General features: G+C 72.3%; 13 protein-coding genes and 3 pseudogenes. 7 read left to right on the top strand and 9 right to left on the bottom strand.

What is annotated here, in order from left to right; genetic code table 11:
* Positions 1-61: 61 nt before the first annotated feature.
* Positions 62-178 (top strand): annotated as a pseudogene (locus tag ACIF8S_RS12335) (IS5/IS1182 family transposase); the annotation flags it as partial.
* A gap of 108 nt (positions 179-286) precedes the next feature.
* On the opposite strand, the gene ACIF8S_RS12330 reads toward ACIF8S_RS12335, so the two are convergent.
* A complete protein-coding gene (locus ACIF8S_RS12330) occupies positions 287-565 on the bottom strand; it encodes a hypothetical protein (RefSeq protein WP_399998950.1) in 279 nt (92 codons plus the stop codon).
* Between the two features lie 127 nt (positions 566-692).
* Here ACIF8S_RS12330 and ACIF8S_RS12325 point away from each other — a divergent pair, with 127 nt between their 5' ends.
* Entirely contained in the window at positions 693-3,365 is a 2,673-nt protein-coding gene (locus ACIF8S_RS12325; RefSeq protein ID WP_399998949.1) for an NACHT domain-containing protein, read from the top strand.
* 437 nt (positions 3,366-3,802) lie between these two features.
* Here ACIF8S_RS12325 and ACIF8S_RS12320 read toward each other — a convergent pair.
* Positions 3,803-4,078 (bottom strand): annotated as a pseudogene (locus ACIF8S_RS12320) (TetR/AcrR family transcriptional regulator); the annotation flags it as partial.
* Positions 4,079-4,540: 462 nt separating this feature from the next.
* Between ACIF8S_RS12320 and ACIF8S_RS12315 the strand changes: the two are divergent.
* The gene (locus ACIF8S_RS12315) at positions 4,541-5,137 is read left to right on the top strand and encodes a LuxR C-terminal-related transcriptional regulator (protein WP_399998948.1); all 597 of its coding nucleotides are present in this window, start codon (positions 4,541-4,543) and stop codon (positions 5,135-5,137) included.
* Between the two features lie 37 nt (positions 5,138-5,174).
* Here the strand turns inward: ACIF8S_RS12315 and ACIF8S_RS12310 are convergent, their stop codons facing one another.
* The 5 genes and pseudogenes from ACIF8S_RS12310 to ACIF8S_RS12290 all read right to left on the bottom strand — a co-directional run.
* Positions 5,175-7,169 carry an ATP-binding cassette domain-containing protein gene (locus ACIF8S_RS12310; RefSeq protein WP_399998946.1) on the bottom strand — a complete coding sequence of 665 codons (1,995 nt, stop codon included), beginning with the start codon at positions 7,167-7,169 and terminating at the stop codon, positions 5,175-5,177.
* Entirely contained in the window at positions 7,166-8,956 is a 1,791-nt protein-coding gene (locus ACIF8S_RS12305) for an ABC transporter ATP-binding protein (protein ID WP_399998945.1), read from the bottom strand. The genes ACIF8S_RS12310 and ACIF8S_RS12305 overlap by 4 nt, the downstream gene beginning before the upstream one ends.
* Positions 8,957-9,119: 163 nt before the next feature.
* Positions 9,120-9,248 (bottom strand): SapB/AmfS family lanthipeptide, encoded by a 129-nt coding sequence (locus tag ACIF8S_RS12300; protein ID WP_003972313.1) that lies wholly within the window; start codon positions 9,246-9,248, stop codon positions 9,120-9,122.
* Positions 9,245-11,902 carry a class III lanthionine synthetase LanKC gene (lanKC, locus tag ACIF8S_RS12295; protein WP_399998944.1) on the bottom strand — a complete coding sequence of 886 codons (2,658 nt, stop codon included), beginning with the start codon at positions 11,900-11,902 and terminating at the stop codon, positions 9,245-9,247. The genes ACIF8S_RS12300 and lanKC overlap by 4 nt, the downstream gene beginning before the upstream one ends.
* 78 nt (positions 11,903-11,980) lie before the next feature.
* A pseudogene (locus ACIF8S_RS12290) lies at positions 11,981-12,266 on the bottom strand (hypothetical protein); the annotation flags it as partial.
* A gap of 362 nt (positions 12,267-12,628) precedes the next feature.
* Here ACIF8S_RS12290 and ACIF8S_RS12285 point away from each other — a divergent pair.
* Complete coding sequence (locus tag ACIF8S_RS12285; protein ID WP_399998942.1) at positions 12,629-13,204, top strand: DUF6529 family protein; 576 nt, start codon at positions 12,629-12,631, stop codon at positions 13,202-13,204.
* Between the two features lie 9 nt (positions 13,205-13,213).
* Here ACIF8S_RS12285 and ACIF8S_RS12280 read toward each other — a convergent pair whose 3' ends face one another.
* Entirely contained in the window at positions 13,214-13,711 is a 498-nt protein-coding gene (locus ACIF8S_RS12280; RefSeq protein WP_399998940.1) for a hypothetical protein, read from the bottom strand.
* 806 nt (positions 13,712-14,517) lie between these two features.
* Between ACIF8S_RS12280 and uppS the strand changes: the two genes are divergently transcribed.
* From uppS to ACIF8S_RS12265, 3 genes are all read left to right on the top strand, one after another.
* The gene (gene uppS / locus ACIF8S_RS12275) at positions 14,518-15,228 is read left to right on the top strand and encodes a polyprenyl diphosphate synthase (protein ID WP_349795052.1); all 711 of its coding nucleotides are present in this window, start codon (positions 14,518-14,520) and stop codon (positions 15,226-15,228) included.
* Positions 15,225-16,682: an oxygenase MpaB family protein gene (locus ACIF8S_RS12270; RefSeq protein WP_399998938.1), complete on the top strand. Its 1,458-nt coding sequence runs from the start codon at positions 15,225-15,227 to the stop codon at positions 16,680-16,682. The genes uppS and ACIF8S_RS12270 overlap by 4 nt, the downstream gene beginning before the upstream one ends.
* A 370-nt stretch (positions 16,683-17,052) precedes the next feature.
* Positions 17,053-17,631, top strand: coding sequence for a TetR/AcrR family transcriptional regulator (locus ACIF8S_RS12265; RefSeq protein WP_399998937.1), 579 nt, complete (start codon positions 17,053-17,055; stop codon positions 17,629-17,631).
* 324 nt (positions 17,632-17,955) lie between these two features.
* On the opposite strand, the gene ACIF8S_RS12260 is transcribed toward ACIF8S_RS12265, so the two are convergent.
* On the bottom strand, positions 17,956-19,389 hold the full coding sequence (locus ACIF8S_RS12260; protein ID WP_399998935.1) for an MFS transporter: 1,434 nt from the start codon (positions 19,387-19,389) through the stop codon (positions 17,956-17,958).
* Positions 19,390-19,556 lie beyond the last annotated feature (167 nt).

Below are 19,556 nucleotides of genomic sequence, written 5' to 3'. Positions count from 1 at the left end.
GAACCTATGCGGTGAGAACACCAGACGTCGCCGACGCCGAGCGGCCCCGGCATCGTGATCGGTATTCGCCCGCGTGAAGACCTGGAAGATTCTCCGCCACTGCCGCCTCAAAGGTGACGGCGTCCACCACGCCGTGCTCGGCATCGCCCGCCTCCACAACCTCACCCTTGCCGGGTGACCGAGGAACGGCGCTGGTCCTCATCCACAGAGGCGACCAACAGTCCCGCGGGCAGTGCTGCCTTGCGCGGGGTGGGGAGGAAGCGGCGCTGCCACCCCACCCGTCCGGTCAGGACGTGCAACCGCCGTCGCAGGTCTGGCGGTCGCCACAAGCACAGTGCCGAGTCCCCGGGCTGCGGCGCATGGTCGGCTGGTGACGCCATGCACGGTGTGCGGCAATAAGCGCGGACCGCTCGTCGGGCACGGTCCCGCGCAGGATCATGCGCAACGTGATCAGGTCACGGACGATGCCCGCGAGATCGGCAAGCATGTGACGCGGTCGTCGGAGGAGGCGGATCAGGAACCCTACCGCCACAGGGGTGACGATGAACAGGACGTGCTCGGGCATGGCTTCTCTCCTGTGGGTGATGGCGAATGTGGCAAGAACCCTCGCTGGGCTCATCAGCAGAGATAGCCTCGATTGCCGTTCAAGGGTGTGAAGTGAACAAGATTGAAGGGCCGGTTCAGGAGGTTCGGTGGGGGGCGCGGGCGAGCCTTCGGGCGAAGCGGCGAACGCGGAGTTCAGACGGCTGCTCGCCGAGGCGAAAGCCGCGACCGGTATGACACAAAGCCAGCTGGCCAAAGCGGCAGGCGTCTCCAACGCGACCGTCAGCAACGCCTTGAACCGCTCGTCGGGGATGCCCTCGGCAGACACGCTGGACCGGCTCGCCACCGCCTTACGCATCTCAGGTGAGGCTCTGACGGTGTTGCACCGGCTGCGTCAGCAGGCCGACCGGCGCACTCGCCACCTGGACAACTACCTGGATGCGGCCCGTCGATCAGCGCAGGAGCATCCCTACCCCGGCGTCCTGCCGGGGATGATGCCCCCGCTGGCCTCGGTGTATCTGCGGCAGGTGGTCGACGCGAGAGGCGACCAGGCCGACGGGCCCTCTCAGCTGCTGCCCGCGGACCAGGTCCTGGTGGACGGCGAGATGTGCGTGGTGCTGGCCGGGCCCGGCGGAGGCAAGTCCAGTCTGCTGCGCACCCGGCTGGCCGCGGGCATTCAACACTGGCAGCAGGGCACCGGAGAGGCGACGGTCCCGGTCCTCGTTCAGGCTGCGGCTCTCACCGGCCGGCGGCCACTGACCGACGCGCTGGCCACGGCAGTCACGGCGGATCTGTCCACGTACGGCCTGTCTCAAGCTCTGCCCGCGGAGTTCTTTGCCGCTCCGCCGTACAAAGACGTCCCCTGGTTGGTGCTGGTCGACGGGCTCGACGAGGTGGCCGACCCCGCTGCGCGGCGTGCTGTGATCAGCACCATCACAGAGGTGCGCGACGACCACAAGGCCAGTCACTACCGCTTCGCCGTGGCGACGCGTCCCCTGCCTTTCGGCGAGCTCGATGCTCTCGACCGGGCCCCCGGCCCCGAAACCGGCGCTCCCGGCAGCACGGAGCGCCCGCAGCGATACACACTGCAGCCCTTCGCGGCCGATGATCTCCCGCACATCGCCCGTTCATGGTTCGAAGCCTTTCAACTCCCCGACGTCGACTCAGCCGTGGCGCGCTTCCTCGAATCCCTGGCCGGCACCGGACTGAACGATCTGGCACGCACGCCGCTGATGGCCTCCATGTTGTGCCAACTCCACGCCACTCACCCGGACACCCCCCTGCCCACCAACCGGGGAGCGGTCTACCGGGCATTCACCGATCTGCTCAATGAGCGCCAGCACGTCGGCGCCGGAGGCGTCCGCACCCAGACGCGCCTGCTGTTCGACCGCTATGGCAAGACCGCCCTGGCCCACGCCGAAGCAGCCTTGGACCGCATGCCGGCGCTGATCGCACAACACGCCGCACGGCGCCTGGTGGGCCACTGGTCCGACCCCGTCGACGCCATCTCGACGGATCCCGACGCTCAGCCCGCGCCCGTCGTATCGGCGTCGGTCTGGCGGGCATTCCTCGAGGGAAGCCTGAGGCGCAGCGGTCTCATGACCACCCGCGGCGGCCGGCTGGACTTCCTGCACCAGACCATGCTCGAGTACCAGGCAGCCCAGCACGCGACCCGCACACCCGAAGCGGCGTCACGTTCTTTGCGGGCCCTCTTCCGGCCGCAGCACGGCATTCTACCCGGATGGGCTACTCGCTACCGGGTCCCTCGACACGTCGACGCCTCTTACATCGGGTTCCTCCTGGATGCGGCACCACCCGCTTCCGCCGGAGACATCGCTTCGATCCTCACCCGTCTGGTTTCCCGCTCCGACATGGACGGCTGCATCCTCGTCTCCGATCTCGCCCTGCTCAGTACGTCTCTCCCCGAGCATGCGGTCGGCCTCGCCTCCGCACGGTTTCGCTCGGTGGCCGGCGACCCCACGGCACCTGCGTCCCGGCGAGTCGCGGCAGCCGAGGCCCTGATCGGCCTGGCCGGCCATGTCGGCACAGATCTACTGCACAGCCTGGCAAGCGATCCAGCGCTGCGGAGCAGCGCGCGCACCAACGCCGCGCAAGCGCTGGTCGACCGCAGCGACGATCGGTGCAGCACGCTACTTGAGACGCTGACCACCAGTCCTGAGCTCGAGCCGGACGCCCGCGTCTGGGCCGCGGAGAAGCTCCTGGCCGTAGACAGAACGCGTGGGGTCGCCGGACTCGGCGCGCTCGGCCGCGACATCTCTCTTCCCGGACGGACCCGCAGATGGGCGGCCGGAAGGCTGTGCGGGTACGACCGCGCGGGCGGGATTCGCTTGCTGCTGCTCCTGGCGTGTGACCCTGCTCTGGGTCAAGCAGATCGCCTGCACGCCGCGAACGACCTACTCGAGGTGGACGGCTCGGCCGCCGCGGACCTGCTCGAGGCGTTCGCCCTCGACCCAACACTCGACCGCACGCACCGCGTCAGCGCAGCCCACTCGTGCGTCCGGTTGCTGGGCTCCGGCGCGGCCGGCCTCCTCCGCGTACTCGCGCTCGACGCCACGTTGATCGGCTACGACAGAGTGTGGGCCGCCGACACTCTGCTGGCCATCGACGGCGTGACGGGCTCGGAGATTCTCGAAGCTCTCAGTCAGGCCGACGGTCTGCACGAGGACGACCGCAGATGGGTACGGGACAGTCTCAGGCACCTGACCCCTGGAGCCGGCGACACCCCGAGGGGGACGACGCAGGACCCGGACAGTGCCCACGACGGCGACGGACTGTCGCCGTCAACGGAGGCTCCCCCCTGACCACGTTCCTGGCAGCCTGCCGGGCGCTGCTCAGGCGGGCCGTGGACGGCACCTGGGAACGGTGTCCGCGTACTTCCCTGTGTGCACCGCCAAGTACAGATACATGTGCGGCGAGATAGGTCCCGTTTCCGTGGCCTGGCTCAGTCCCGTAACGTCTGCTCTCCCAGGTGTCGGAGTGCGGCGTAGGTGTGGGTGCGCTTGCCGGTGTCGTCGGCGAGGCCGAGGACGTTGACGCCAGGCCGAGGGCGGTGTGGTGCAACCAGGACCAGCCGGTGGTGGAGGCGTTCTTCCCTGTCAGCTCACTCGCGTCGTTGTAGGTGAAGGTCGTGCCGCCCGGACAGGTGTTCTTGCCGCCGTTCTGGCTGGTGAGATTGCCTGCCTTGTCGAAGCACAGCCACGAGGCCTTGCGTGTGCCGGCTGAGTCCGCTTCGAGTCCCGGCGAGGGTGCCGGTGTCGATACGGGCGAGCCGCGCCTGTCCGCCGGAGCGCGGGGCCGCGGCGACGAGCCGGGGCTTGCTCCCCCACTGCCGGTACGGCGTCGACTTGCTGCACCGGGTGCCGGCGGCGATGCCCTCCATGGTCACCGCGTAGTAGCCGTGGACCCGGATCTGATGCAGCACGGCGTCGAAGAACTCCCGCTCGCGCTCAGGGGTGATCGTGGAGCGGCGCGAGGTGCCGACCGGTCCGGGCCGGTCCACGTCCTGTGACGTCAAGGTGCGCGCTCCTCGTCCCTCGGGGTGTGTCCGGCGTTCGCCGCCGGCGCCGGGCGACCGTGGGATTCGCGCCAGATTGCGCGCTGACTGTTTCGGCCGAACCGCGAGCGGTGTGGCCGCGTCGCACCGGCCGTCCGGGTTCCGCGGGGAACGCGGGACCCGGACGGCCGCACCCCCTTGTGGCCAGCGGCCGTGGCCGCCGACGCGGGAGCGGGGAGTGGCGGACGCGTGCCGCGGAGGCCGCCGGCATCCGGGCGAGGGCGTGCGAATCCGTCGTTTTCGGCCGGGCGGGCACATCCGCCGCGCCCTTCCTGGGGCCTGGGGGGCGGCGCATTGCGTCCGGTGCGGTTCGCTCGTGCGTACGTGTCGTGTTCCCGCCGGTCGGATCAGGGCACATGGCCCGTGGCTCGGGGGGCGAGTGCCGACTGCCCCGGGCGCGGCCGCTGACCAGAGGTGGGGGACATGGTTCGTACTGTCGTGGTGCACAACGAGGAACTGCTGCGGTCGGCATTGGTGCAACTGCTGAGGTCCGATGCCGCGCTGGAGGTCTCGTCCCGGGCACCCGGCGCCGACCTGCCGGATCGTGACGTATTACCGACCGACGTGTGGGTCGTGGACGGCGACTGTCTGTGGGGTCCCGGGCAGACGCACGACGCGTCCTTCCGGGCGCGGCGCGGGGACCGGCTCGTCGTGCTGACGACCGCCAGGCGTCCGGGGACACTCCGCCGGGCGTTCGACGGCGGTGCTCTCGGGCTGGTCGACAAGAACGCTTCGGCACGACGGCTGATCACCGCGGTGCACACGGTCGCAAAGGGTGAACGCTTCCTCGACGAGACGCTCACCGTCGCCCTGCTGGAGGGCGCGGCGATGCCGCTGACCACCCGTGAACTGAGCGTGCTGTCCCTCGCCTCACAAGGGGCGCCCATGGCCGAGATAGCGGCCCGGCTGCACCTCTCCCGGGGCACCGTCCGCAACTACATGGCCGCCGCCATACGGAAGATGGGCGCACGCAACCGGGTCGACGCGATACGCATCCTCCAGAGCGGCGGCTGGACGTAGGCGCGCGGCGGTCCGGGCTCCGGACGGCCCGCGGCGGTCAGCGCCGGCGGGCCGGTCCGCCCTGCCAGTGGCCCGTCAGGTCCCGGTAGAGCGGCGAGCGGTCCAGCACCTCGTCGTGCGTGCCGCACACGGCGTCCGTTCCGTCCAGGACCAGCACCCGGTCGGCGCGTACGGCGGACGACAGGCGGTGCGCCACCACCAGGAGCGTTCCCCGGCGCCGGGCGAGGGCCTCCTCCGCGCGCGCCTCGGCGGCGGGGTCGAGATGGCAGGTGGCCTCGTCGAGCAGCAGCAGGGGGGCGGGTGACACCCAGGCGCGGGTCAGCGCGACGAGTTGCCGCTCGCCGTGGGAGAGTTCGGCGGGCCGCACCGGTGCGTCGAGGCCGCCCAGCCGCTCCACCAGGGGCCGCAGGCCGAGGGCGTCGACGGCGGCGTCGAGGTCCGCGCGGCTCGCGTCCGGGCGGAGGTAGGTGAGGTTGTCGCTCAGGGTGCCGGAGAAGACGTACGCCTCCTGGGGTACCAGGACGCGCAGCGCGGCCAGTTCGGCGGGCGGTCGCCCGGTCACCTCCCGGCCGTCCACCCTGACCTCGCCGCCGCTGGGCGCGAGCGTGCCCGCGACCAGGCGGGTGAGGGTCGACTTGCCGATGCCGCTGGGGCCGACGACGGCGAGGTGCTCGCCCGGGGCGACGCGCAGGTCGAGCGAGTCGAGGACGGGTTCGGCGCGCACGCCGTAGGACAGCGTCACGGACCGCAGTTCCACGGCCGCGGTCCGGGTGCGGTCCGCCGGCCGTCCCCCGAGGTCCGGTGCGTCGTCGCCGGGGCCGGGGATCGCGGCCGTCGCCCGGGCGGTGACGGCCCCGCCCGCCGCGCCGGGGGCCGGACGGGGCGCTGCCGCGAGTGCGGGCTCCGGGCGGGTGGCCGCCGGCGCCCGTACGCTCCCCGGCCCCCCGGCCCGCTCCGGCTCCGCTGCCCGGGTCCGCTCCGACCGCTCCGGCTCCGCTGCCCGGGTCCGCTCCAACCGCGGCTCCGGCCGCTCCGGGCCGATGATGCGGTCGAGGACGACCAGCAGCCGGGACCCGGCCGCGCCGAGCGCGGTCATCAGCGTGTGCAGGGCGGGCAGCAGCGACTGGACGAGGTAGGTGAAGGCACCGAGCAGCGTGCCCGCCGTCACGCCCCGCCCGCGCAGCCACGGAACGGCCAGCAGCAACGCCAGGACCGGCAGGTGACCCGCGACCCCGAGCGCCGCCGTGCGCACCGCCGCCCAGCCGGCCAGGACACGTGCGGCCGCCGCGGCACCCTCGATCAGCTTCGCGCCGCGCCTCGCCGCCGCAGGCCCGGTCCCGCAAGCGGTCAGGTCCCGCAGCGCCGCCCGCGACCGGGCCGCGTGGTCGCCCAGTGCCTCGTCGGCCGCCAGCGCGCGTCGCTGCGCCGCCGCCATCGGGCGCAGCGTCACCAGGAACAGCCCCAGACCGAGCGACAGCGGGGGAAGGACCACCACGAGGAGGGAGGGATGCAGCGACAGCAGCCCCAGCAGCGCTCCGGCGGCGGTGAAGACGAACGAACGGAGCGTCAGGACGAGACCGGCGAAGCTGTCCCGGGCTATCTCGGCCTGGTTCGTCAGCCGGGAGACGGCCGTCCGGTCCGTCCCGCCGGGACCGCCTGCGGCGGCGGGCCCCAGGGACCGGTCGACCGTGTGCCGCACCAGACCGTCGCGCAACGGCTCCGTCAGACCGGCCAGCTGGGCGAACACGCCTCGGATCACCGGGGCGCCGAGCAGCACGGCCATCAGCGCGACGGATAGCCAGAGCAGCCCTCGGCGCGTGTCACCGGCGAGGAACCCCTGGTCGACGGCCCGGGCGACTCCGTACCCTACGAGGAACGCCTGCCCGGTCTCGGCCAGCGACCAGAGGGCGAGCCGCACCAGGACCCCGGAGCGGCGGGCGAGGAACCGGCGGGCGTGCGGTGCCAGGCGCCGCACCGCCCCGGACCCGTCGTCCGTTTCGCGCGTGTCCGCGGACGCGGCGCGGCGGGTCACCGCCGTGCTCCCTCGGGTGCGGGCCGGTGTGTGGCTCCGTCGGGCGGCGCTTGCCCGGCCCCGGCCGGGCCGGCGGCGAAGACCGCCCGGTAGCCGGCCAGTTCCCACAGATCGCCATGCGGCGCGATGGCCCGCACTTCCCCCTCCTCCAGCCAGATCACCAGGTCGGCCCGGGCCGCCACCGACGGGCGGTGCGCGACGACCAGCCTGGTCCCGGGACGCACCGCCCGGCGCAGCGCCCGGTCCACCTCGTGCTCGGTGGCGGTGTCCAGGCCGGACGTCGCGTCGTCCAGGATCAGCAGCCGTCCAGCGTGCGCGAACGCCCGCGCCAGACCGAGGCGTTGGTGCTCGCCGCCCGAGAGCGGCGCCGCGGCCAGCGGGGTGTCGTACCCGTGCGGCAGCCGGCGCACGAACCCGTCGGCTCCCGCGGCACGGCAGGCTTCCCGCACCTGCTCGGGCGACACCCGCCGAGGTCCGGTGGCGACCATCTCGGCGACCGTGCCCCCGGCCGGGGCGGGGCGCTCGAAGGCATAGCCGACCTCGGTGCGCAGGGCGTCCCGGGTCAGCCGGTCGAGACGGACGCCGTCCAGCAGCACCTGTCCCTCGTCGGGGTCGACCAGCCGCCCCGCCACGGCGGCCAGGACGGACTTCCCCGCTCCGCTGCGGCCGACCACCGCCGCCGTGGCGCCGCCCGGCACCCGCACGCCGTCGGCGCGCAGCACCTGCCTGCCGTCACGCATCACGCGCACCCCGAGCAGTTCGAGATCACCCCGCCCGGCCGGTGGCAGCCGGCGGGTCCCGTGGACCAGCGCGGGGACGCGGGCCAGGGCCAGGGTCCGGTTCCGTGCCTCGCGGCCACGCACCACCGCGCCCAGCAGGGACGCCGCGCCACCGATGCCGGCCGTCAGCTGCGCGTAGCGGATCACGGCGAGGAGCTCGCCCACGCTCAGGGCGCCCGAGGCGAGCCGCAGGCCGCCGACGGCCGTGGCGGCCAGGGTGAGCAGGGGGACCAGGACCCCGCTGCGGGCCAGGGCGCGTCCGTGGAGCACCCACATGTGCCTGCCCTGGGCGGCGAGTCGGTCCAACGGCGCCAGCACACGGGCCCGTTCACGGGCGTGGGTGCCCGCCGCGTTGATCGTCGCCGCGCCCTCCATGGCCTCCAGCAGCCGGGAGGCGATCTCCGCCTGCGTCTTCTGGTAGGCGCCGACCGAGGCGCCGGTGTCCCGGGCGAAGGCCCGCAGGACGAACCCCAGGGCAGGCAGCCCGGCCAGCACGCAGGCGGCCACCCACAGGTCGACCACGGTCAGCGCCGCGAGCGCGCCCACGGGCGTGGCCATCGAGGCCGCGAGCGCCGCCCGGGCCGCCGGGGCGGCTCCGGCGTCGGCGGCGTTCAGGGTCAGCCGGGTCCCGACGTCTCCCGGCGCGTACGGCCGTGCGCGTTCCGGTACGGCTCGCAGGAGGCCGTCGAGGGCACGGGACCGGACGGACGCCGTCCAGGCGGCGTTGCAGCGTCCGGTGAACAGGGAGGTGAGGCTGTCGAGCAGCAGCTCGCCCACGAGGAGCGCGGCGCTCAGCACCAGCCAGCGTCCCGCGGCACCGGCGGTGCCGCCGTCGCGCACAAGCAGATCCAGTGTGCGGCCGAGGACGTAGGGCTGGGCCACGGTCACCGCGGCCGACGCGACCGAGCACAGCAGCACCAGCGCTTCGGGGGCGCGGCCCGGTGTCGCGCCGCCGGCTGCGCCGCCTGCCTTGCCCGCGCGCCGTGCCCGGGACCCGCTCGTCGGCACCAGCCGGCCTCCTTCCGTGCGTCCCACCGTGTCGGGACACCGGCCGCGCGACCGGCCGGCCGAGGTGTCCGTGCATGCGGGTACCGGCGCCCCGGGCGGAAACCCGGAGCGCCGGTACCGGGCGGCAGGGCTCACCGCGTCACCGCGGTGGCCGGCCCGTGTGTCAGTTACAGGTCGTGATGCTCAGGCTGCTGTCGCCGCAGAGCAGCAGGCTCGCGCGGCTGCCGGTCTCCACGTCCCCCATGGCCTCTTCCTTGGGGGTCTCCATCGACTGCAGGTCGAACAGGTTCATGACGTCTTCCCTTCGTACGGCAACGGGTTGTCTTCTTTCATCACGACCCCAGGAGGGGCCGAGTCATGGGGCCGCCGGGTGGGCGGCGGGAGGAACGGCAGTCCGGCGGGCCGGGTGCCGTGGACGGAGGCGACGGCGAGCAGGCATCCGGCCGTGCCCGTGGAGAGGTCCATCGACAGGCGCATCATCTGCTCGCCGGGGAAGGCGAGCCGGCCGCGGTAGGACATCGCGTGCCAGGAAAGCGCGTCGAGCTGCCGCCGGATGGCCTCGGGACCGGTGCCGGGCATCTCGGCCGTCGTGCGGCCGAGATGCAGCACCATCCCGGCCACCCCCCGGTACAGGCCCGGCTGGGCGTAGAACATGGCCTGCGCCGCGGCCACGATCTCGCCTCTCGCCCGGGCGAAGTCCTCGTCCTGGCGGTGCGCCAGGTAGTCGTCGAGCACCATGCCGATGCCCACACTGCCCGCGCCCAGGTAGGGCATGGTGCGCCAGCCCTCGTCGACCTGGAGCGCGCCGCCCGCGCCGCGGACGCACCGCGCGAGGTCCCGGCGCAGTTCGTCCCGTGCGAGGTCGAGCAGAGCGGGGTCCCGGTCGGCTTCGTACAGCCGCAGGAAGAGCAGGGCCCGCCCGGCGGCGCCGTGCAGCAGACCCGCGCGGCCCCGGCCGACGCTCACGTCCCCGGCAGAGCCGCTCCGGGCGGTCAGCTCGGCGCAGCGCCGCGCGGCGGTGCGCAGGGCACTCTCCCCCGTGGCCGCGGCCAGCGAGTCCAGGGCCAGGCCCAGTCCGGCGGTGCCGCTGTGCAGGTCCGGGGCCAGGTCGTCGAAGGGCTGGTCGAGGAGCAGTTCGGCGAGGTCGAGGGCGCGGTCGCGGTGACCGAGGTATTCCAGCGTCCAGGCGACACCGGCGAGGCCGTCGTGGAAACCGAGCGGCATGCCCGACGGCGGTTGCTTCGTCCGCTCCAGGAGCCACTGTTCCCCGTCCTCGTACCGGCCCGCGCCGCTCTCGGCCAGCGCGTACAGCACTCCCGCCGCGCCGTGGCCGAAGGCCAGTCCGCCGCCGGCCGTGCCGAACTGGGCGATGTCGCCGGGGAAGAGGCGGTCGGTCCGGGACGGTGTCGCCGAGGCGCGGATCGCCGCGGCCATCGAGTCCCTGCTGCGGGGCCAGTCGCCGGGGCGGACCGGGACCACCGGTCCGCCCTCCCGTCCTGCCGCCGGGGTGCCGGCGGGCTCGGTGGCGCCGCGGGTGATCTCGTCGACCGCCGCGTCCAGGAACGCCCGGTCCACCGGGAACTGTCCGGCCACCACGTCGGCGAGGTGGGCCGCCTTGCGCCGGTCCAGGGCCAGCAGACTGGTCAGCGGGAGGAACAGCGCGAGCCGCAGACAGGCCAGCGCGTACCGGTCCACCGCGACGCCCCTGCGGTCGGACGGTGCCACGAACCCCGGATTGGCGACGGTCTGCCGACCGGCTTCGCCGACCTGGTGCGCGGCCTCGAAGTCCAGCAGGGCGACGCTGTCGTCCTCGCGGATCATGATGTTGAACAGGTGCAGGTCGTTGAAGACCACGCCGCGGGCGTGGACGTCCTCCACGGCGCGTTGCACCCGGGCGTGGACGTCGAGGGCCCAGGCCGTGTACTCGGCCAGCCGCTCCTCGCCGGGGTCGGCCTCGATGAGCGGGTGACGGCGGGCGAAGAAGGTGTTGAGCGGCTTGCCGTCGATGTGCTCCAGCACCAGGAAGTGGTGTTCGCCGACGGTGAAGTGGTCGAGCACCTCGGGGGTGCAGTCAAGACCGGACAGGCTCTCCAGCGCGCGGCGTTCCCGGTGCAGCCGGGTGACGGCGTCCGCGCCGTCGGCTGCCAGGCCGGCGTGCGGACGGGCCTCCTTGAGGACGACCCGCTGTCCGGTGCGGGAGTCGCGGGCGAGGTAGACACCGCCGCCGTTGGAGAAGTGCAGTGCCGACTCGATGGCGTAGGGCAGACCGGCCACGGTCAGCGCATCGCGTGCCTCCAGGTGCGGACGCAGGAACGCGGGCGATTCCACCCAGTCCGGTACGCGGAAGACGGGGCCGCGCAGATCGGGCACGAGCACCCCGTCGGGACCGGTCACGGCCGGGCGCAACTCCCCGTCCGCGTCGTAGCAGTTGCGCCGGGTGAACCCGCCGTAGCGGACGTGCACGGGGCCGTCGCCGAGCCGCAGGTCACTCAGGATGTGCGGTCCGGGTTCGCCGGCCAGCAGCCGCCCCAGCTCGTCCGCGAGCCGTTCGAACCGCTCCTCGTCCGCCGGGTAGACGGTGATGAACTTGCCGCTGCCGGAGCGGTCCGCGTACTTGGCGTTGCGCTGGTGCAGCAGGTAGCGGCTGGGGACGAACTTGAAGGCGGTGCCGCCGGCCACGCAGTGCCGCCACACACGTTCCAGCACGGACTCGGCGTTGTCGAGGCACGCGGAGACGTGGATCTTCCAGCCCTGATCGGGCAGTTCGGCGTCGGTCGGACGCAGGGCGAGCCAGTCCCCGCTCTCGTTGCGCTGCCATCCCTCCGGGACGGGCCACAAGGCCGCGGCGTACCGGGTGCGCCCCGCGCCGGCCGCGGAGACGGTGCGGTGCGGAGCGTCGTAGAAGTACGGGTCCGCGTCGCAGTACACGGCATAGCCCTTGTTCACGGCGTCTCCCTCCCGTCCGGTCGCTGACGGGGAAGACGCTGTCACGGTGCGTACCGTCCCGCACAGTCACCGCTGTCATCACCTTGATGTGCGAAACGCACGAGTAACCACGGACGTCGCGCCGGGGCGAAGGCGACTGGGGTGCGTGGAAGGATCAGCGGGCCGCGTGTGCCGCCCGGTTGGGATCCGCGCGGCCGCTCCCGCGGCCTCCAGTCCGTGACAGCGGGCGTGGGGACGTCGTTCGATGCCGTCGAGGTCGAGGTGGGTACCGAAGGCCGGGTGGGCGGCCAGGCGGCGGGCGTAGGTTCAGAAGGCGGGGTGGTCCCGCGATGCGCTGGACGGCGGTGGCGTCCAGGTGGTTGCGGCGGCGCCGTGTTCCTCGGTCACATGGGCGGCAAGGACACCCTGGTCGGTGGCGTTGAAGGATTCATCGGCGACACACCGCAGCAAGCAGCGACAGAGCTCGGAAAGGCAGCAGGAGCAGTGGTGGCGCTTCTGCTGTGATCGCCCACGGAGGGGGATCCCGCACCCGATGTCGGAGGACGCCACCGTTCGCGGTGGGGCCCTCCGACATTGTCCGGGCACCCCGCGTCCGGCATGGCGTCCGTCACACATGGGCCGTCCATCGGGTGATTCCCGGTGGGGTGGCGGAGCGGTCGGCCGGGCGGCGGGCGGGGGCGGCGGCATGGTGGGGGTTCCGGTCGTCGCCCTTCGTACGGAGCCTTCGTGGAACAGCAAACAGATCCCTCCCGCCGCGCGACGGGCAAGGGGCGTGCCGCGGCCCTGCTGCTGATCCCCGTGGCCGTGGGCCTGGGCATCTGGTTCGTGGGGCAGGGCCTGACGCCCGACCCGAACAGCAGCCTGTTCGGCGCCCGGTACGACGAGGCCATGGAGCTCAAGGCCCGGTTGGGGAGCGCCCTGCTGGGTCTCGCGCTGGTCCAGCTGCTGCTCGCCGCCCGGATGTACGGCCTGCTGCCCGGGTCGAAGCCGGCACCGCGCGCCGTGCCCCTAGCGCACCGGGTGACCGGACTGCTCGCCTTCCTGCTCTCGGTGCCGATCGCCTACCAGTGCCTGAGCGCGTACGGCGTCGAGACGGCGTCGCCACGCGTGGCGATCCACTCGGTCACCGGCTGCGTCCTGTACGGCGCCTTCGCCGCGAAGGTGCTCGTGGTGCGCAGCCGGCGGTTCCCGGGGTGGACGCTGCCTCTCGTGGGCGGTCTGCTCTTCTGCGCGATCGCCCTGCTCTGGTACACCGCCGCGCTGTGGCAGCTCAACGGGTTCGACACGCCCGGGCTGACGTGACGCGGGCGGTCAGTAGCCGCCGTTCTGGGACGCGGGCTGCTTGGTGATCTTCTTGCCGTCGGTGCCCAGCACGAACCACTTGGCACCGAAGGCGTCGACGCCCTGGCCGTTGGTCTGCCCGGCCTTGGTGTCGTCGGCGAACGTGTAGAGGGGCTGCCCCTTGTACGTCACCTGCTTCGAACCGTCGCTGCGCTTGATGGTGTCGAGCAGCTTGCTGTCCACGCCGCCCTTGGCGACGAGCTTGCCGTCCGCCTTCAGCGGCGGCCATGCCTCGGCGCAGGCGTCGTTGCAGGTGGACTTGTCCTTCTTGTCGGACTCGAACAGGTAGAGGGTGTGACCCTTCTCGTTGACGAGGATCTTTCCCAGTGGCGTGTTCTTGGTGGTCACCGTCACGGAGGACGCCGCTTTTGCCTCGGTCGCCGACGGGGCGCCGGCGGCGTGGGCGACGGTCGTCCCGGACAGCAGCAGGACTGTTCCGGTGGCAGCGACAAGTGCTCGGGCGGTCATGTTCACGAGAATCGCCTCGGAGAATCGGGTACGGATTCCGATCTGGTCGCGCGCGTCACATAAGTCCCAGTAGACAACGAAGCGGCCCACCCGGCCACAGCAGACGGCGCGCGCTCGGCGTCGTCCGCCGCGGCCGTCCGGTCAGGCCGTCTCGGGCCGCGGCTCCGGGCGCGGGGCCGGATCGGGCTTCGGGTCCCGGACGCGGGTCGTACGGAGGCAGCCGTGGATCACCGAGCTCATCGCCGGGAGCAGGAGCGGGCCGGCGGCAGTCACTCCAGCCGCCGCAACGTCCCTGATCTCGACGCGAGCGACGGTCACCACAGCCTTCTCTGCCTCGACCCGCCGGAGCACACCCGCATCGGCCGGGTGGTGAAAAGACGTTCACCACGCGTGCCGTGGAACCCGATGCAGCCCTTCGCGCCCCGCCGCGGTATCGGCGTCGTACCGGGGCGCCGGCTCGGCCGAGGACGACAGGAGCGTCCTGGATGGCGGCGGCGTTGCCACGGTGGAAATCGGACAAAGTAGCCAAGGGTGACGGTCCCCCGCTTGGCCGGTCGGGCAGCCCTTCGCGCTGTCACACTCCAGGAGTGAAGGCGCCGGTGGGGCGTGGATGAGGCGCCTGGTGAGACGGGGTGGGTGTGACCGAACGCGGTACGGCCGAGCGCGCCGTGTCGGATGGGACGGGGCCGGCCACGGGCGACCACGGCGTTCCGCGTGCGCGGGCGGCGACGGGGGACGGGGCGGGTGGGCGACGGTCCGGTGGCGGCCCCGATGGGCAGCGGCAAGGCGACGGGGCGGCCCGTGCGGTGCCGCGGCACGTGGCCTGCGTGATGGACGGCAACGGACGATGGGCGCAACGGCGTTCGCTTCCCCGCACGGCCGGGCACCGCGCTGCCGAGACCACTGTCATCGACATCATCGAGGCGGCCCGGGCAGCCGGCGTGGAGTGGCTCAGCTTGTACGCCTTCTCCACCGAGAACTGGAACCGTCCTGGCACCGAGGTCGACTTCCTGATGGGTCTGGTCCGCCGGGTCGTACGCAAGCACGCGCCTTTGCTGCTGGCCCGGGGCATTCGCTGCCGTTTCCTCGGGGTCGCCGACTCCCGTATCCCCCGCGAGCTGACCCGGGATTTCGAGGACCTGGCGACGCTGACCGCCGACAACCGGGGAATGACGCTGACCGTGGCCTTCGACCACGGCGGGCGCCGGGACATCGTGGAGGCCGCCAGGTCGCTCATCCGCAGCAAGACGCCCGCGGACGAGGTCACCGAGCAGCTTTTCGCAGACCACCTGCCGTTTCCCGACACCCCCGACGTCGACCTGGTCATCCGTACCTCCGGCGAGCAGCGGATCTCCAACTTCATGCTCTGGCAGGTGGCCTACGCCGAGTGGGTTTTCCCCGAGGTGCTCTGGCCGGACTTCCGGGCTCCTGACTTTCTCGCCTGCCTGCACACCTACCGGCGCCGCGACCGCCGTTTCGGCGGCGTACCGCCCCGCACGATGGGAGAGCCCTCATGACCACCACGGGAACGGCCGACGAGAGGCCCTTGTTCGGACCGGAAGCACGATTCAGTGGCTTCTTCGACGACCCGCGCTGGGCGCTGGCGATAATCCGCGCCACCGTGCTGGAGGCCGCGCACCCGCAGATCGGCGCCGCCCTCGTAGACAACTCCACCTTCGTCGCCCACCCTTGGCGCCGGCTGCGCAACACCTTCCTGAGTATGCGGCGCATGTTCGGCGCCGACCCCGCGGTTCGGGAGCGGGAGGCCGCCCGGCTCAACAGGCTGCACGCCCGCATGAGCGGCTCCGATTCCCGCGGCCGTGCCTACGACGCGATGGACCGGGCGACCCGGGCCTGGGTGGTTGCCACTCTTTTCGAGAGCGCCGTCACCATGTGCCGGCTCAGCGGTCAGCCGCTCGACCAGGACACGATGGAGCGGATGTACGCGGAGTACCGATCGTTCCTGGCCGCCCTCGACGGCGACGCCTCGGAACTGCCTGAGGACCTGGACGACTTCTGGCGGTACTTCGACCGGGTGGTCGACGACGAACTGGAAAACACCGAGGCGGCCCGCGTCATCCTCTACCGGCTCTTCGACCATCTGCCTGCCCCGGCGTTGCTGGACGGGGCACCGACGCTGTGGGCGGCCGGGCGGGCCGTCGTCGGTCCGCTGCTGGGCGCGATCACCGTCGCCTCGCTTCCCGAGTCGTACCGACGCCGGGCCGGCTTGCCGGAGATGCCCGGTGCCTCCACGCTCATGCAGGGCGCCTACTGCGCCGCCGGACTCGCCCGTTTCCTGCCCGAGGGCTGGATCAACGCCGAGAGCATCATCGAAGCCCTCTCCCTCTCGCCCCACAGCGACGATCCCCGGGCACGGACCGTGGCAGCCCTGGCCACCCGCATGAAACGGGCATCGGCTCTGCTCCGCCTCCTCACGCCACTGAGCGGCGGCCCTCATCCGGATCCGACGCCCTCAGCGGGCACGGGAGAGAACCGGCGTTCGGCGGAGGAGTTCTTCCGCAAGGTGCTGGACCAGACCGGCGACGGCCATCTCGACTGGCCCGACCTCGCCGCCATGGCCCGTGAACTGTCGACCCGCCTCGACCTGGACGAACCCGAGGAGACCCGGCTCTACGACGCCTTCGCCGCCTGGTGGCGCGAGTTGCAGACGGCCCTCGACACGGACGGCGACGGCCGCGTCAGCGCCGAGGAGTACGCTGCCGCCGTCCCCTCCCTCGCCGGACCCGCGCTCATCCGCGTCGCCGAGGTTCTCTTCGAGGCCACCGACAAGGACAGCAACGGAACCATCGACGCCGACGAGTACCGGACCCTGTTCCGTACCGCCTTCCACCGCGACCTCACCACCACCGACGGCACCTACAGCCGGAGCGCCTTCGTGGGCGACTTCCTCTCCTTCATGTCGGGCCGCCGTACCAACACCGCGTACGACCCCCTCCTCGCCGACGCCTGAGGGCAGGTCTCTTCAGGGGGCATCGTCTGGATCCGGAGCCGTCGACAGGGAGGGCTGCCTGGCTTCCCGGGACTGCCGGAGGGAAGAAGAGGTCATCGAGCCTGGCCGCAATGAGGAGGAAAGCCAGGTGACCGGCCAGCCCTCGTGACCGTCGAAGCCCGTTGTACCACCGGCTACGCACCCACCGATCCGGCAAGGCACCCCACGGGCGTGCTCCGCCGGCGGAGCACGGGGACCTTCGCGGCGGGCGAGGCCGGGAGTACGGACCCGGCCTTGGTAAAGTGGAGGGAGCCCTCCAAAAAAGCGGACACTCCCCTGGCGGAGGCGCCCTCCGCTTCCATGACGCCAGGGAGACCCCGGAAGGATCACGGTGGACGACAGGACGTCCTCGACCGCGGGCGCGACCGTGCGGCGCCCGCACCGGGCCGACGCGCGCCGCAACTTCGACAAGCTTCTGGCCGCCGCGCGCACGGCGTTCGCGGAGCAGGGATCCGGTGCCCCGCTCGAGGACATCGCCCGTGCGGCCGGTGTCGGCATCGGCACGCTCTACCGCAACTTCCCCACCCGTCAGGACCTCTTCGACGCCGTCTACGTGGGCGAGGTCGAGGAACTGTGCCGTGCCGCCCAGGACGTCGCCCACCTGTCTCCGTGGGAGGCCTTCAGCGCCTGGCTCGACCGGTTCGTCTCCTACGTCGCCACCAAGCGCGCCATCTCCGAGGAACTCAACCGCGACTCGGAGATGTTCCGCGCCTCCCGTATCGCCATGTACGAGGCCGGCGAACCGCTCTTCACACGTGCCCAGGAGGCGGATGAGGCCCGCCGTGACGCCTCCTTCGACGACGTCCTGCGCATGATCACAGGCATCATCGCCACCGGCTACGTCAGCGAGGAACAGCGCGGCCGGGTACTCGGCTTCGCCCTGGACGGCATTCGGACCGGCAAGGACTGACCCAGCCGTGTCCCGCCGGTGTTCGTGCGCCGGCCTGCCCAGCGCTGGTGAGGCGTGAGGACACGAAAGAGTCGATGTACTGCCTTTTACGGCCGTCAGTTCCCGCCTGGTCGGTGATGCCCTAAAGGTCGTCGACGCGTGGCCGCCCGCCGGGCCGGGGAAGCCTCCGCGCACTGCGGGCTGCACGGGCGGCAGCAACCTCGGTGCTGCTGTCTGTCCACGGCAGCGCCGCTGTCACCGGCCCGCAACGCGAGCACGCTGCGGGCCGGTGCCGAAGGTTTGCCGTCCGCTCGGGGAGGGGCGGGTTCGGTCCTGGGAGTCGGGTCACTGCGGATGCGCGCTTTTGCGGCGTGGTTGCGCGTGCCGGGCGGCGGTGGTGCCCCCGCGCCGTACCGTCGGCACCAGGGCGGCGAGGGCGACGGTGGCCGCTGAGGTGACGGTCAGCAGGAGGAAAGCGTGGGTGAACCCGGACTCCCGGGGGAGGCCGCCCGGTAGCGAGTCGGACGTGACGAGGGTGGCGACCACGGCGGTGCCGATGGCCCCGCCGATGTTGCGGATGTTGGCGTTCATGCCGGTGGCCACGCCCGTTCGGTGGGCCGGTACGCTCCGGACGATCAGGGTCGACATGGCTGCGTAAGCCAGTCCGAGTCCCAGTCCGAACACGGCCCCGGCGGCCGCGACCTCCCACGGGTGGTCGTGCAGCAGTGTGAAGGACGCGCACGCCGCGGTGCTCAGAAGTGCGCTCACGACGAGTTGTGCCTTGGGGCTCACCAGAACGGACAGGTAACCGGAGAGGACCCCGCCCACCGCCATCGTGGCCAGCATGGGCACGGACAGCAGTCCCGCTTCGGTCACGCTGGAGCCGAAGCCGTAACCCGCCGTGGCGGGAGTCTGCAGGAACTGCGGGACAAAGGCCGTCACCGCGAACATGTTCGCTCCGAACAGCACCGCGACCGCATTCGTGGTCCACACCGCCGGCAGGCGCATCATGCGCAGGTCGACTAGTGGATCGGCCGAGCGGGACTCCACAGCGATCCAGCAGAGGAACAGCACTGCGGCGAGCGCGAACAGGCCCAGGACGCCCGGTGAGCTCCAGCCCCATGCGGTGGCGCGGCTCACAGGGGTCAGCAGCGCCACGAGCCAGCCCGACAGCAGGAGCGCCGCGCGCCAGTCGGTGCGGCCTCGGTGGCGCACCGGCGATTCGGGGACGAGCAGCCCCGCCAGAACGGCGGTGGCGGCCACCGACACCATGGGGATCCAGAAGAGCCAGCGCCATCCGAGGTGTGCCTCGATCGGCCCGGACAGTACGAGCCCCAGGCCTCCGCCACCGGCCAGGACGGCGGACAGGGAACCGATCGCCGGGGCGACGCGCTCGGCGGGGAACTCGTCGCGGACGATGCCGAAGGCCAGGGGGAAGACGGCGCCGCCCAGTCCCTGGACCACGCGGGCGGCGACCAGTACGCCGATGTTCGGCGCGAGCGCAGCGAGGAGGGACCCAGCCGAGACGGCGGCCAGGGCGAGGAGCAGGGTGCGCCGCTTGCCGAGGGAGTCACCGAGACGGCCGAGCAGTGGGGTGGCGACGGACGCGGACATCAGCCATGCGGTCAGGACCCAGGTGACGGTGGAACGGCTGGTGCCCAGGTCCTCCTGGATGGTCGGCAGCACCGGGCTGACCAGGGACTGCAGCATGGAGAAGGCGCCGGCGGCACCGGCGAGCACGGCAAGGGTGAGCGGTGGTGAGGGAAGGGGGCGGGGCATGGGGTTCCTTGGCGAAGCGGTGGGTGCGCGACGGGACGGGTGGCTGGGCGCGAGGCGGAACGAAGCAAGCGGGCTTCGCCGGGCGGTGCAGCCGAAAGGAGTGCCTACCTGGAAACGGAGGCACCTCTCCACTATATCGGAGGGAATCCTCCGCTTACTCGCCCCGC

The organism is Streptomyces sp. NPDC085937, from assembly GCF_044540535.1.
Taxonomy (GTDB): domain Bacteria; phylum Actinomycetota; class Actinomycetes; order Streptomycetales; family Streptomycetaceae; genus Streptomyces.
This window is presented reverse-complemented; position numbering and strand designations above follow the sequence as displayed.